Genomic DNA, 14,847 nt, shown 5'->3' on the forward strand with positions numbered 1-14,847 from the left:
TTAAACATATAAAAATACCGCTTGGTTATTAATATAATCAAGCGGTATTACACTGATTGCCTATTCGCTACTTTATGCAATAAAACTTAACATATTGAAATAAATAGATTTTTAATAAGCCTAGTAATTCACTAGAATGTTTTATCATTCATAAATTCATTAATAAGCTCAGACACTTTATCTGGATGTTCATCAATAACCCAATGTGCGGCTTTATCTATCCAAACCAATGACGAATTTGGAATTGCTTCTTCTAACATTGGTGCATACTTTGGCTTTTGAAATTTGTCTTCTTTACCCCATATTATGAGTGTTTCATGAGGTAAGCTTTTAAGATCGCCTGTAATAGCTTCGGTATATTCTTTATTGAGTCTGCGCATGTTACTAAATAAAGCGGCTTTTCCTTTTTCATTACTCCATGGTGTTAAGTATATTTTCATCAACTCTTCAGTCATTACGTTCGAGTCGTAAACACCTTTGGGAATGAAATCTCTTAATGTATCAACAAATTCATCTACAGATGTTTTTTCTTCTACGCCTGGTTCTAGTAAAGGTTCAAATTCTGGTATTGGCCAAGAATCAAAACATACACTATCAAGTAAAACCAACCCGTTTACTTTATCCGGATGATTTACAGCCATTAATTGAGCAACACCACCACCAATATCATGTGTAGCAATATTAACTTTAGAAATACCGAGCTCTTCTATAAACTTACACATTATTCTACATTGCGCATTTATAGATACATCAGTGTTACTTGGCATATCTGATTCACCAAAGTTAAGTAAATCTGGTGCTATTACCCGATATTTTGATGCAAGTTTGGCATCACATTTCGCCATAAAAATTTATTAGTCGGAATACCGTGTATCAATAATAAAGGTGTTCCTTGTCCCATTTCTTGATAAGCAATTTGATGACCTTCTACTGTAACGTACTGTGTTTTGCTCATGCTTGTGCCTCGTTAACTTTAAAAATTATAATATTTCGTGAACTATAAAATTGGAATATAACCTTATAAAGCAAATTCCATCCCAAGATGAGTATTTATTAGTTATTAAAAAATCTTAATGTTTTAAAAGTTAAACCCCTGTGATACGTGGGCTCTAGGCTAAATAAATTTACTGACTTTATAATATTGCAGTGTTTAATAATTGTGATTATCAAACCGCTTTAAGAAGTGTGAAACGATGACTCGTATACATGCAACAATTACAAAAGCGTAGTTTGTAATACTTTGAAGAAATAATTTGAAGTAATTATTCTTATTAAAGGACTTTTACAAATTTAAATAAATTAAAGGTTCATATACACAAAAGCACTAATAAACATTAGTGCTTTCAAAAATTATAATTTAATTTTTTAGTAAGCTATAAATAAAAAATAGTTAACCGCCCTACTGTTTAAATTTTCATTCCAAAAAATATCTAATATTTTCTATTAATACACTTTGCTTAACTGGCTTCAATAACAGGCCGTTAAACCCAAGCTTCACATACTTGTTATCACTATTTTCGTTTTCACTAAATGTATGAGCGATAATTTTTGTTGCTGATGCGTCAGCATGCTTTCTTATTTTTAGCATTGCGTCGGTGCCTGTAAATTGCGGCATTACTATATCCATTAAAATAATGTCGTAACTATTTTGAGATACCATCAGCATTGCTTCAATTGCGCTGCACGCGTAATCTATTTTTATGTTTTCATTTTTTAGCATTGCTCTAATAACAATCTCAACAAGTGGATCGTCATCAACTAGTAATAGCGTGTTTTGTTCTTTATTAGTTAATAGATTAGTATTTACTAAATCGGTAGTTGTTAATCGACTATTTAATACTTCTTTTTCATCATCTGCTTCCCAGGTTTACCAATATAGAAAGTGATATCGTCGTTTTATTTGCACTACTGCTAATAATTAACGCTTTCCCACCAAGCATTTTAAATATTGATATAAAAAATTTTAACTCTAATGACATATCTTTATCATCTATAAAGCGTGTTATATCATCACCCGAAATGCTTTTAAGCTCAGTTATAAAATGGCTCGTATTAATCAAATTACTTAATGAAAAATCGAGATGTAGGTAATTACGAGTACTTTCTTTTTTAATCTCGGCGTTAATTGAAAGCGTAGTATTGTTTGACGAATCCAAAACCTCAGTCACTAACTGAATAACCAGTTGAGAAATTAACTTTTCATCGCTTGCTATCGTTAACTCTGATGTAATATTATTTTTCAAAACTATTCACAAAGCGAGTATGTGTCCATTTAACTAAGTGTGATACTTTTTGTACCCGCTCACCATTTGCCTTTTCTATATAATCTAAATGACTTTCACTGCCTACGGCGCTAAAAGATATTAGTAATAGTATAAAAGTAAATTTTAACATAAGCCTTTCCATCAATTTGCTTAATGTATAGGTAGCAAGTATGAGACCAAACGCTTTTATCTTTATTATCAATGCATTAAGATGTGTGAAAGTGTGTTTTATTATTTTGATTCGCAAATTGCAAATCAATAATTCATGAAGGGTTTAACCAAGAAATGAGAGTAGAGGTAGGTGGCGCAAAGCGAATAAAATAGGCTCTGCGCTAATTTTAGTTAATGCAAAGCAGCTGTAAATGGGATGCTTTCACAGATTTTAGCTTCTGCTGTAAGTAACTCTTCTAGGCGAGTATCAACTTCTTCTTTATCAAAGTATTCGTAAGCAAGCTCTACAAAAAGGTTTTTATGTTTTTCTTCTGACTTGGCAATCGCAACATAAAAGTCTTTTTCTTTACCCTCAGGAAGTGCTTGTGCAACTAAAGAAAAACGCTCGTGACCGCGTGCCTCAATTACACCGCCAACCAGTAATCGGTCCATTAAAAAACCATCACGACCATGTCTAAACAGTGCACGTATTTGTTTTATGTACGGGTCTTTTTTGTCGTCACCTAAGTTTACATCGCGCTCTAAAAGTAACTTAAGCACTTGTTTAAAGTGTATTAATTCTTCTAATGCTAAGTCGGTCATGGCTTTTACTAATTTACGTTTGTCTGGGTAATGCGAAAGCATAGACATAGCCATACCCGATGCTTTTTTTTCTGCAGCGGCATGATCTTGTAAAAAAGTATTAAAGTCAGCAAGGACAACTTCGGTCCATTCAAATGGAGTGTGGTATTTTAATTCAAACATGTTCTGTACAACTTAAATAATAATGCGGGGATTTTAACGTATTTGTTTTAAAAAATCTTGTAAGGCAGCAATTTATCTATGCGCCCTTTAGCGGTGGATTCAACTTTTAGCGGGTGTTTAATATCGTTCCATGCGGTGACTTTACCGCCCATATTCATTTTTTCAAAATCAGCTTTGTCACTTTTTAATGCTAAAAAATCGCATAGTTTTTTGTAGCTATCAGGCTTTGCTATATCAATGGATAAAAAATCGTTGTCACGATTCTTAAAGTACGTGTGAGCATCGTTAAAATGTGTTTTATAGCAGTGAGCTAAGTAACTATCGTCGCTAATATTATTAAGCGAAAGCTCACTAAACGTATTTAAATAACAGCGCTTTATATGAATATTAAAGCCCCCGTCTGCACGGGTTAAATTAGTGTGCATACGCGTTAAAAGCTGTTTTATTGATACAAGCCATGCACCAAGTTCGCGCTCTAAATAAATAAACTTAGAGTGTGGATAATGAATATCAAGCGCTTTAAAATCGTTAAATATGGGAGTGTCGGCAATTGCGCTGGCATTTTCAAAACAGGCATTAGTATACGCGGTATGCGCTGTTGTAATGCCAAGCTCTAAAAATGCATGGCACACACTGGTTGTGCCGGTACGTGGTAAACCTATTATAAATATTTTGCTCATTAACTTTTCTTTAATTAGCCACGTGTTACTAGTAATACAAAGGCGCTGATAATCATGACTAAAAATGTAGTAATAGTACCAATTTGGCGATATTTAAGGCTTTTTTCTACTATGCCTAAGTTTTGAAACACACGCCCTACTAATAACGCACCACCTAATATATGGCTGTAATGGCTAGCAAGCCCTTGGTACTCTGCTAAAAAAAGCAAAATTAAAGCAAATGGCACGTATTCCATAAAATTTGCGTGGGCACGCACAGCACGTTGTAGCGTTGCATTACCGTTATCACCAAGTGATATTTGCTCCGCACGGCGCACTTTTATTACGTTAAAGCTTAAATAAATGTAAAAGAATGCGAGTAATGCAGCATAAGTTGAAATGATCACGGTGTTTTCCTGTTATTTTATCGCATAAATATGCGCTCTATTATTGTGGGCGTGATAATAACACATAAATTTGAGCAGCATTATCAGAAGTTTAATAATTGCCTATGCTAAGCTAGAGGTATTAAGTTAGTAGAAAATACATAAGGATTTTATGTTTGTACCTCGCAAAGTAGCCGACAGTTACCGTGAAATGATTAACAGTATTGGCTTTTACCCTTCGATGCTTTCAGTGGGCTTTTTGGTATTTGCCATTATTATAATGTCGGTTGAATATTTAGCCCCTGTTGAGCAGCTAAAATCGTTTATATCGGTTGTACTTGTAGATAGCGCCGAAAACGCGCGGACTATTTTAAGCACTTTAGCGGGGAGTATTATTTCGCTTACCGTGTTCAGTTTTTCGATGGTAATGGTGGTTTTAAATTCGGCCAGTGCGAGTTTATCGCCCCGCGTAGTGCCAGGGCTTATTACGCGCAAATCACACCAAATGGTTTTGGGGTTTTATTTAGGCAGCATAATTTACTCTATTATTATGCTTATAAATATTAATAAGCTTGATGGTGGCAGTACGGCAATTCCTTCAATAGGTGTGTTGTTTGCACTTGTTTTTGGATTGATTTCATTAGGTTTGTTTGTATTTTTTATACATTCAATTTCACGTGCTATTCAAGTTGATAACGTGTTAAATGGCTTGTTTAGCCAAACTAAAAACGAAATTAAAACAATAATACAAAGACAACAAGAGAACCCAGTTGAAGACTTTCCGGACTTTAGCAAATGGCATTCGGTTAGCAGTAAAACAGAAGGATATTATAAAGGCGTACATACCGATAAGCTGTGTGCTATTTTGGCTGAGCAAGATATAAAGGTGTATATATCTGTAAACCAAGGCTATTTTACAGTTAAAGGTTACCCGTTTTTAAAATGCAATAAAGATATAGCAAACGATGAAGAGCTGATTAATAAAATTCTCGACTGCTTTATTTTTTATATAGAAGAGTACATTAGCGATCATTACCGTTATGGATTAACGCAAATATCAGAAATTGCGGTTAAGGCAATGAGTCCAGGCATAAACGATCCCGGTACTGCGGTTAAATCAATTGATATGCTGAGTATTTTACTTATTCAACGACTTTCAATTAACGATATTAACTACTCGTTTAAGCACAGTGATAATGCCCCATTGTTATACCTTCATGAAACAAGCTTTGATGAGTTATTACACGACAACTTTACACCGCTGCGTAATTACGCCAAAGGCGATGCATACGTAATGACAAACGTGCTTGAGGCATTTAAAAATATTTTGTTTGTTGCCCATAAAGATACCGATGCACGAAACAGTTTATTTAATTATTTAAATGCAATTGTTGATGACATAAACGAGCATGTAACTAATGAATACGACAGACGCGAAGTGACTAATATGCTCAACTCTATAGCGCGTATCAGCCAAGAGCAAGGTGAGAAGTTGGTGGCACGTTTTGAGCACCACCAAAATTAAAGTTTAATCTATGTAGTAAACAGCGTAGCTTGACGCTGTTACTTTAATCTCTCCAGCATGGTAGGCATCAGGTACATAGTTACTTGGTGCGCTATCAGCCATCATTACTTTTTCTGCGCGCATATAAGGCTGCGACTGCACATTGAGTGGACTCAGTGATGCGCTGTACAATCCTTTTAAATCAACGTCATAATCTTCACTAAACTCTTTTGCTGCGTCACGTGCGTCTTTAATTGCTAACTTTTGTGCTTTTTTATGCAGCTCGTTATAGTTGCTTGCTAAAAATTGAGTTTGATTAATTTCGTTAATACCGTTGTTAACTAAGCTTTGTAGTAACTCTGGGTATTTATTTATATCGCTGAGTTTTACTGTTAACGTACGAGAAACCTTAAAGCCTTTAAATTCTTGATTACCGGTAGTGCGGTTGTATTGGCTATCACGGTTTATTGAAATTTGCCCTGCGTTTATATCTCCCTCTTTAACACCAATCTCTTTTACGAGCTTAATTGCCTTGGCGATAGTTAAGTCGGTTTTATTTTTAGCAGCAATTAAGTCTTTATCAACTTCGGTAATACCTACACTTAGCTGTACGTAATCTGGCATTGTAGTAAGAGTCGCTTCGCCCTTAACATAAATATGAGGAGCATCGGGAGTCGCTGCCGCAAGTGCATCAAAGCTAAGTACGTTTAAAGCCAGTGCACTACCTAAAACAAAAGTCAGTGTTTTCATTAAGTCGATCCTTTAATTATGTAAAAGCAAGTAAACACCGTACGTGGTTAATTAAATATGAACAAGCACAAAAAAACAGGCAATTGCCTGTTTTTTGTTAAGCGTTGTAACTAATGCTATTACACCATTTACTTAAAATTACGTATAAACGTTACTAAATACTACTGCGTTTATAGTTACGGTATTTTGGTAACCAGTAATTTTTGTCGATTGCTGCCCATAATGCATCATCAGTAATCTCAAGAGCAACGCCCTCTTCGATTGCTTTTTTAGCGATGGCAAATGCAATACGTTTACTTAGCGTTTCAATTTCAGTCAAGGCTGGTAATAAACTACCTTTACCTGTGTTTGCACGCGGCGACGACTCTGCAAGCATTTCGCTAGACACACTTAACATAGCATCAGTAATGCGTGTCGCTTTAGCGGCAATAACACCTAAACCAATACCCGGGAAAATATAACTGTTGTTACATTGTGGGATTGGGAACGTCTCGCCATTGTACTCAACAGGATCAAATGGGCTACCTGTGGCAACAAGTGCTTTACCGTCAGTCCACTTAATCACATCAGCAGGATGCGCTTCTACTTGCTTAGATGGATTACTTAATGGGAAAATAATTGGCTGTTCACAACCGGCATGCATAGCGCGTATTACTTGTTCTGTAAATAAGCCAGGTTGACCAGAAACACCAATTAGAATATCAGGTTCAGCACAGTGCATAACATCAAGAAGTGATGCGTATTCGCCGCTGTAAGTCCAATCACTTAAAGAGCCTTTAGGTTGTGCAAGTGCTTGTTGGAAATCGCGTAAGCCTTCCATACCCTCACTAAGCAAACCAAAACGGTCAACCATAAATACTTGGCTACGCGCTTGAGCTTCTGAAATACCTTCAAAAACCATTTGGCTAATAATTTGCTCAGCAATACCACAACCAGCAGAGCCTGCACCCACAAAAACTACTTTTTGCTGGCTTAGGGTTGAATTTTTAACACGACACGCAGCAAGTAAAGAACCGACCGTTACAGCCGCAGTACCTTGAATGTCATCGTTAAAGCTACAAATTTCATTGCGGTAGCGCTTAAGTAATGGCATTGCATTTGGCTGTGCAAAATCTTCAAACTGAAGTAATACATTTGGCCAGCGACGTTTAACCGCTTTAATGAATAAATCTAAAAACTCATCGTATTCGTCTTGAGCAATACGCTTATGGCGTGCACCCATGTACATAGGATCGTTTAAAAGCTTTTCGTTATTAGTACCCACATCAAGCATTACAGGCAATGTGTATGCTGGGCTTATACCACCACACGCTGTGTAAAGTGACAATTTACCAATTGGAATACCCATGCCACCAATACCCTGATCGCCTAGGCCTAAAATACGCTCGCCATCGGTTACAACAATAACTTTTACTTTACCTTTGGTAGCGTTGCGTAAAATGTCGTCAATTTGGTAGCGATCTTCATACGAAATAAATAAGCCACGTGCGCTGCGATAAATGTCTGAGAATTTTTCACAAGCATCGCCCACTGTCGGTGTGTAAATGATTGGCATCATTTCTTCAAGGTGGTCACGCACTAAACGGTAGTAAAGTGTTTCGTTGTTATCTTGAATCGCACGTAAGTAAATATGCTTATTAAGGTTGTCGGTAAAGCTAGAATACTGCTGATAACAACGCTCAACTTGCTCTTCTATTGTTTCAAAGCGAGGAGGAAGTAAACCAGCAAGATTGAAATTTTCGCGTTCTTTTTTACTAAAGGCGCTGCCTTTATTTAATAGCGGTGTTTCAATTAGGCCAGGGCCAGAATGATGAATATATAAGTAGTTAGGATCAGTATTAGTTGTCATATTTCCAGGCTTTAACGGAGTCTTAAGTTATGATCTGTCATTATCAGTGTTAGAGGTTTAATTGCAACGACAATTAAGCTAGTCAGACCATTGAGAGAAAATACATGCGGACTTCACTGCCCGCATGCATATTATACATAATTTAAAATTTGATAGTGGCGTTATTATCAGTTAAATCAGATAACGCAACACCTTCACGGCGCGGATCAGCGCCACCATATAAGGTATTATTTTTAACTTCAACTGCGTGTAAGCCTGAGTTTAAATCAATAATACGTACATTGTGGCCGCGTTTGGTAAGTGCAGGCGCAATGGCTTCTATGGTTGTGCCTTTTTCAAGGCTGGTGTAATCGTTACGATTTGTTGTACGTGGTAAGTTAATAGCGTCTTGCGCTGATAAATTCCAGTCAATAACACCCACAACAACTTGTGCAACGTAATCAATGATACGGCTACCACCAGGTGAGCCTACAATTAAGCGTAAGCTACCATCTTTATTAAATACCATTACCGGTGACATAGAGCTACGCGGGCGTTTTCCGGCCTCTACACGGTTTGCTACAAGCTTGCCGTTTTTACGTGGCGATAACGAAAAGTCAGTTAGTTGGTTATTTAAAATAAAGCCATTAACCATAACCGTAGAGCCAAACGCCATTTCAATTGAACTGGTCATCGAAACGGCATTACCTTTACTATCTACAATAGATACATGTGAGGTAGAAGGTAACTCGTATGAATCATCCATTGCATAACTTAAGTACCCTACAGGATTACCTGCTACCGCTTTTTGGTCTGTTTCGGTAATTAATTTAGCGCGTGAGGCAATATAATCTTTGTTTAGGAGCTCTTTTGTAGGTACTTGAGTAAAATCGGGATCGCCCATGTACATATCGCGATCGGCAAATGCAATACGCGAAGCTTGGCTAAAGTAATGAATTGCCTTTTCGCCGTTTGGCTTAAGTGCGCTCATATCTTTATGCTCAAGCAAGCCTAGCATTTGCAGTACTGCTACGCCGCCACTACTTGGTGGTGCCATAGAACACACGTTATAGGCACGGTATTGTATACATACCGCATCGCGTTCTTTGCTTTTGTAATCTGCTAAATCTTGCACACTTAATTTACCAGGGGCAATTTTAGAGTGCTTTACAGCATTAACCATTTGTTTTGCATTTTCGCCTTTGTAAAATGCATCAATGCCCTGCTTTGCAATGTCTTTGTACAAATCAGCAAGTGGTTGATTCTTTTTAACACTACCCACTTCAATTAATTTACCATTTGGGTAAAAGTATTCGTTAATAATCGGCATACTCAATACGCCTGGGTTTAACTGTCGGGCTAATAAGCCGTGTAAACGCGGCGAAACTACAAAGCCTTGCTCTGCAAGTTCAATAGCAGGTTTAAAAAGCGCTTCCCACGGTAATGTACCGTATTGTTTATGTGCACTTGCAAAGGCATGTAAAATACCGGGTACACCAACAGAGCGTCCACCTACTACGGCTTCAATCCATTTAACGGCTTTACCGTGTTTATCTAAAAACAGCGTTTCGTCTGCATTTGCAGGTGCGGTTTCGCGGCCATCAAAACTAGTTAATTTATTGTTAGCCTTGTTGTAATACATCATAAATGTACCACCGCCAATACCTGAGGATTGCGGCTCAACTAAAGTAAGCACTAGTTGAGTAGCAATCGCAGCATCTACGGCACTGCCGCCTTGGGCTAAAATTTGTTGACCGGCTTTTGAGGCATATGGATTTGCCGCAGCTACCATGTATTTATCACCTTGCACTACTTTTTTATGGATTAATCCTGTAGCAGCTTCAGGTTCGCGAGTTTCAATTTGAGTTGTTTGCTGTGCAAATGAAGGCAGTGATACTGCGCACAGTCCAATGGCAAATAATGAGTTAAGTTTAAAATGCATAAAAATACTAAAAACACTTAATTACGTAGTTGTATTTGGCATCTTAAAGTTAAACGGGCACAATATGCAAAAATTTTGACTAAAAAAATATAATAAAATGCTTAATTTACCTATTCAACCTCGTTATATATTACCGCCTATTATTTTGCTGCTTTTTAGTACCATTTTTGCTGCATTTGATTTAAATAGTTTACTTGAATTTAACCGAAGCCTAATTGATGATGGCGAACTGTGGCGAATTTTTTCTAGCCAATTTGTTCATGCTAATTGGGCTCATTTGGGATTAAATGCCAGTGGTGTTTTACTAATATGGTTACTACATGGCGAATACACATCCCCTACTCGCTACGCTTTTAATACAAGTGCGCTAGCACTGTGGTGTGGACTCGGTGTTTATTGGTTTTGCCCAAACATACATATTTACACCGGATTAAGTGCTCTACTGCATGGTGTAATTATTTGGGGCGCAGTTAAAGATATAACCGTAGGGCTTAAATCAGGTTATTTATTATTTATAGGCGTATGGATTAAAATAGCGTTTGAGCAATTTAGCGGCCCTAATGCTGATATAGGAAAGCTTATTAACTCCACTGTGGCTATTGATGCACATTTAATTGGTGTAATTGGCGGGACTCTGCTTGCCATACCATTGGTTATAGAGCTCTTTAGAAAGAAAAAATAAAGTTAGATTTTGTTCAACCCAATAAAAACGCCGCATTAGTTAACTAAACCAATGCGGCGTTTTTGTTTTTATAATTAAAGATTAAAGCGTTTCTTTAAATAACTTATAAATACGGCGGTATTCGTCTAACCAGCTTGAAGGCTGTACAAAGCCATGCGGTTCAACAGGGAATATAGCTGTTTCAAAGTTTTGTTTTTCAAGCTCTATTAAGCGCTGCACTAAACGCACTGAGTCTTGAAAAAACACGTTATCGTCAACCATGGGTGCGTTAATTAATAAACGTTTGTTTAAACCCTCAGCGTAATAAATTGGCGAGCTGCGCTCATATGCAATCGGGTCAACATCAGGATGGTTTAATATATTAGCAGTGTACCCCGTGTTGTAATGTGCCCAGTCGGTAACAGGTCGTAGTGCCGCACCCGATTGAAACAACTCAGGCGCGGTAAACAATGCCATAAAGGTCATAAAGCCGCCGTATGAGCCGCCATAAGTGCCGACTGCTTTGGTATCAACGTTGGCATTTTGCGCCATCCATTTAACGCCATCGGCTAAATCTTGTGTTTCAGGTGTGCCCATTTGACGATAAATCGCGGTGCGCCAATCACGGCCGTAACCTTTAGATGCGCGGTAATCCATATCCATTACTATGTAACCTTCATCAGCGAGCAATGAATGAAACATAAATTCACGAAAATAAACCGAAAATCCCATATGTGAGTTTTGTAAGTAACCCGCGCCGTGGTTAAAAATAACTGCTTTGCGATTTTTACCTACTTCACCTTCTACGTAGTCAGCTGGGTAGTACACTTTTGCGTATATTGGTTGTTCGGTATGGCTCGATGGCACAGCAACAATTTTAGGTGCAGTTAGCTTTTTAGCTAAAAACTCATCCGACACTGTATGAGTTAAGCGCGTTGCTTTTGCATTGGCTTGTGCGTCAGCTACATAAAGCTCATTAGGCATCGTAATTGTAGAGTGCTTAAGGAGTAACTTGGTTTCATCTGGGCTTAACGTGTAATCGGTCATGCCGTTTAAGTCAGTAACTTGCTCACTCTTACCAGTTTGCGGGTTAACACGGTAAATTTCGTACAGACCTGGGTGTTCAACATTCGCTTTATAATAAATTGCGCTGTTGTCACTGGTAAGCGTTAAGTTAGAAACCTCAAATTGGCCTTGTGTTAGCGCGGTTGCACTACCATTAACTGGTTTTTTATAAAGCTGACTGTAACCCGACTCTTCCGATAGGTAATAAAGCGTGTTCGAGTTATGTAACCACCCAAAGTCGTTAAACGCATAAGCAATCCATGCGTCGTCATGCAGGCGATGTTGCGACACAAGTTTGTTGTTTTCAAAATCAACAGTAGCAAGCCAGCGGTCTTTGTTGTCCCATGCTTCGAGCATGATAGCCACTTGCGAGCCGTCATCGTTCCATACTATTGGGCTTTGCTCAAAACCCCAGTCCATAATAAGGTTAATGCCACGAGGCGCCTTTTTAGACTTATATGCTTTACCATCACGTGCATAATTTTCTTTTTTAACTGCGGCTAAAACATCTTCGTCAAAGCCCGGTAAAGTATTAAAGCTAAGTGATGTTTGCTCTTTGTTAGTTAAATTGATGTAGACAAGCTTTGAGGTTTCTTCTTTAGCATCTGCAACACGGCGGCGTGCTTTTTTAGGCTCAATGGTTGCATCATTAGTGATGTAATTTGGCATAATATCGTCATCACCGCGCCAATCTGTTTGCTTTTGTACAACGACTAATAACGCATCACCATTTGGCGAAAGCTGAGCCTCTGCAACTTTATTACCGTCACCTAAGTAGTAAGCCGTATTAGCAATTGAATCGTTTTGTTCATTAATTTGCTCATTACGTGCTTGGTTGTCTTTTTTATTTTTTTGTTGAAGCGCCACAAACTTAATCAATTTATGCTGCTCTTTAGCAATATACGTGCTTGGCTCTTCAATCCCTTTTGGCTCATCAGTAAGTTTTAAGTTAGCAAGCTCGCTCGTTAAGCCTGTTTTTAAATCAACTTTAAAAAACACATTGCCTTGGCGGTAAACTAAATCGCCATTATTTAAAAATTGTGGTTTAGACTCGTTTGCTGATGTAGCTGTAATTTGCTTAAGTTCACCTGTTTTTAGGTTTTTAACAAACACATTGCCTTTAAATGTGTAAGCCGCCATTGTTTTATTTTTAGAATAAACGGCTTTATTAGAACCCACAGTATGAAGTTTATTAAGAGCTACTTGCTCTGCTGTTTGGCTAGTAACAGATTGGCTAAATAAATTGCGTAGTGTATTACCTTTCTCTTTTTGAGCATAAATAATAGTAGCCGAATCGCTAGCCCAATAAGCGTTCTCTGGCTGATTGCCCATCCAATCAGGATCGGCCATTGCTTGTTCTAGCGTTATTTTTTGTGAGCCGATATCTGCTGGCGTGTTCACAACCGCAGCAACCTTACTTGCTGGTAAAGCACTTTGCTGTGTTGAAGAGGTGTTAGCGGTAGCGCTACAACCTGCAAGCATAACACTTGAGGCAACAGCTAAGGCCACTAACGTTTTAGATGAAGAAAAATTAAAAATCATAGTGCTTCTATACGGTTATTATAATTAAGCCGTATTTAAGCAGAAGCACTTAAGTTATTGCAATTTTTTAAGATAAATAGCCATTAAACAGGGTAAAGCTCAGTTTACTAGCGCTTCTCTTGTTAATAGGCGTTATTCAATTACCAAATCAAGCCAAACCAGTCGGTGATCGCTCGATGCGTTTCTATCTTTAATTAAACGATATTCACTACTCGCTTTAGTAGGCCAAAACACACCACCACCCTTAATTTTTAAACCATAGTTTGACGGTAAAACGTAATCAACACGGGCTTGCCAATTAGCACTGTAATTTTGTGCATAAGGCACATCATACTGCTCTTTAGCACCTTCGCTTTTTGGAACAAAGCTTGCGTTGATAAGTGGGTTTTTAAGTAATTGCTCGGTGGTATTTGTACGGGCTTTGTCCCCCTCAGGGGCTGCATTTAAATCGCCTAAAATAACAAAACGAGAGTGAGTTTTTAAACCGCCCTTTTCGCCTTTATCGTCGTAAATATACTTAGCATTTGAAACGTAATCGGCAATTAACCTTACTTCATCGTGGTTACGCTTGCCGTTTCTATCCTCTTCACCGTCGAATACAGGCGGTGTTGGGTGAGATGCAATAACATGAATTGTTTTATCATTTACGCTAATAGGTAAATCCCAAAACGATTTAGAACTGAGTCTAAGTGCTTGCCATTCTTGTGCGTTATACCAGTTTTCACCTGTTTTAGGCATCACAGGCATTTGTGCATTTGGCATGTCTTTATATTTAAAGGTTTGAAGGGTTCTTACTTTATCAAAATTAATTGGGTATTTTGACAAAATAGCCATACCATAATGCCCTTCAAAAAAGCCAAAGCCTTGTGCATCGCCCATCACGCCATTTTTTTTGCCATCGTTATCTAAATCAAACTCGGTAGCTAGGCCTGTATTTACTGGTGCAATATAAGAGTAAGGGTAGTTAATAGCGGCTTGTTTTTGCTGACTTACGTTTAAATAATGCTGATTAAAGTATTCAATACCCTGCTCTTTTGGGATGTAATCAAATTCGTTAAGTAAAATAATATCAGGGCGAACACGCTGAATAATTTCCGCTATGTTCTTAATTTGCTGGTGGTTAGCTTTAAGTGCATTAACTAAAGCATCACTTTTAACTTGCTCACCTTTGGGCGTGTGATTAGTTGCATCCATACTTACATTAAAAGTTGCAACACGAAGAGATTCCGATGCAAATGCATTTAAGCTAAATAATGCTGTAATGGCTAGCACGCCTGATATTGTTTTTAGTTTCATTGTTCTACTTCACAAATTAAAAATTAGACTTTAAC

General features: G+C 37.7%; 12 protein-coding genes and 1 pseudogene. 2 read left to right on the forward strand and 11 right to left on the reverse strand.

Features of this window, described 5'->3' with window-relative positions:
- Positions 1 to 131: 131 nt before the first annotated feature.
- From GQR53_RS09970 to GQR53_RS09995, 6 genes and pseudogenes are all read right to left on the reverse strand, one after another.
- Positions 132 to 955: pseudogene (locus GQR53_RS09970) on the reverse strand (alpha/beta hydrolase).
- Positions 956 to 1,414: 459 nt separating this feature from the next.
- Entirely contained in the window at positions 1,415 to 1,720 is a 306-nt protein-coding gene (locus tag GQR53_RS09975; RefSeq protein ID WP_165743837.1) for a response regulator, read from the reverse strand.
- A gap of 130 nt (positions 1,721 to 1,850) precedes the next feature.
- The gene (locus GQR53_RS09980; RefSeq protein ID WP_165743838.1) at positions 1,851 to 2,243 is read right to left on the reverse strand and encodes a hypothetical protein; all 393 of its coding nucleotides are present in this window, start codon (positions 2,241 to 2,243) and stop codon (positions 1,851 to 1,853) included.
- A 363-nt stretch (positions 2,244 to 2,606) separates the two neighbouring features.
- Complete coding sequence (locus GQR53_RS09985; RefSeq protein WP_165743839.1) at positions 2,607 to 3,179, reverse strand: tRNA-(ms[2]io[6]A)-hydroxylase; 573 nt, start codon at positions 3,177 to 3,179, stop codon at positions 2,607 to 2,609.
- Positions 3,180 to 3,226: 47 nt separating this feature from the next.
- On the reverse strand, positions 3,227 to 3,859 hold the full coding sequence (locus tag GQR53_RS09990; protein WP_165743840.1) for a sulfotransferase: 633 nt from the start codon (positions 3,857 to 3,859) through the stop codon (positions 3,227 to 3,229).
- A gap of 14 nt (positions 3,860 to 3,873) precedes the next feature.
- On the reverse strand, positions 3,874 to 4,245 hold the full coding sequence (locus GQR53_RS09995; RefSeq protein ID WP_165743841.1) for an MAPEG family protein: 372 nt from the start codon (positions 4,243 to 4,245) through the stop codon (positions 3,874 to 3,876).
- A 151-nt stretch (positions 4,246 to 4,396) separates the two neighbouring features.
- On the opposite strand from GQR53_RS09995, the gene GQR53_RS10000 reads away from it, so the two are divergent.
- Positions 4,397 to 5,749: a DUF2254 domain-containing protein gene (locus GQR53_RS10000; RefSeq protein ID WP_165743842.1), complete on the forward strand. Its 1,353-nt coding sequence runs from the start codon at positions 4,397 to 4,399 to the stop codon at positions 5,747 to 5,749.
- Positions 5,750 to 5,752: 3 nt separating this feature from the next.
- Here GQR53_RS10000 and GQR53_RS10005 read toward each other — a convergent pair whose 3' ends face one another.
- From GQR53_RS10005 to ggt, 3 genes are all read right to left on the reverse strand, one after another.
- The gene (locus GQR53_RS10005) at positions 5,753 to 6,478 is read right to left on the reverse strand and encodes an SIMPL domain-containing protein (protein WP_165743843.1); all 726 of its coding nucleotides are present in this window, start codon (positions 6,476 to 6,478) and stop codon (positions 5,753 to 5,755) included.
- 154 nt (positions 6,479 to 6,632) lie between these two features.
- Positions 6,633 to 8,327, reverse strand: coding sequence for an NAD-dependent malic enzyme (locus GQR53_RS10010; RefSeq protein WP_165743844.1), 1,695 nt, complete (start codon positions 8,325 to 8,327; stop codon positions 6,633 to 6,635).
- A 142-nt stretch (positions 8,328 to 8,469) separates the two neighbouring features.
- Positions 8,470 to 10,248: a gamma-glutamyltransferase gene (gene ggt, locus GQR53_RS10015; protein ID WP_165743845.1), complete on the reverse strand. Its 1,779-nt coding sequence runs from the start codon at positions 10,246 to 10,248 to the stop codon at positions 8,470 to 8,472.
- 97 nt (positions 10,249 to 10,345) lie between these two features.
- Here ggt and rrtA point away from each other — a divergent pair, with 97 nt between their 5' ends.
- The gene (gene rrtA, locus GQR53_RS10020; protein ID WP_165743846.1) at positions 10,346 to 10,930 is read left to right on the forward strand and encodes a rhombosortase; all 585 of its coding nucleotides are present in this window, start codon (positions 10,346 to 10,348) and stop codon (positions 10,928 to 10,930) included.
- Between the two features lie 81 nt (positions 10,931 to 11,011).
- Here the strand turns inward: rrtA and GQR53_RS10025 are convergent, their stop codons facing one another.
- On the reverse strand, positions 11,012 to 13,516 hold the full coding sequence (locus GQR53_RS10025) for a prolyl oligopeptidase family serine peptidase (RefSeq protein WP_165743847.1): 2,505 nt from the start codon (positions 13,514 to 13,516) through the stop codon (positions 11,012 to 11,014).
- A 132-nt stretch (positions 13,517 to 13,648) separates the two neighbouring features.
- The gene (locus tag GQR53_RS10030) at positions 13,649 to 14,812 is read right to left on the reverse strand and encodes an endonuclease/exonuclease/phosphatase family protein (protein ID WP_165743848.1); all 1,164 of its coding nucleotides are present in this window, start codon (positions 14,810 to 14,812) and stop codon (positions 13,649 to 13,651) included.
- Positions 14,813 to 14,847: the final 35 nt, after the last annotated feature.

Origin of the sequence: Pseudoalteromonas sp. Z9A6 (genome assembly GCF_011378805.1) — a bacterium.
Classification (GTDB): domain Bacteria; phylum Pseudomonadota; class Gammaproteobacteria; order Enterobacterales; family Alteromonadaceae; genus Pseudoalteromonas; species Pseudoalteromonas distincta.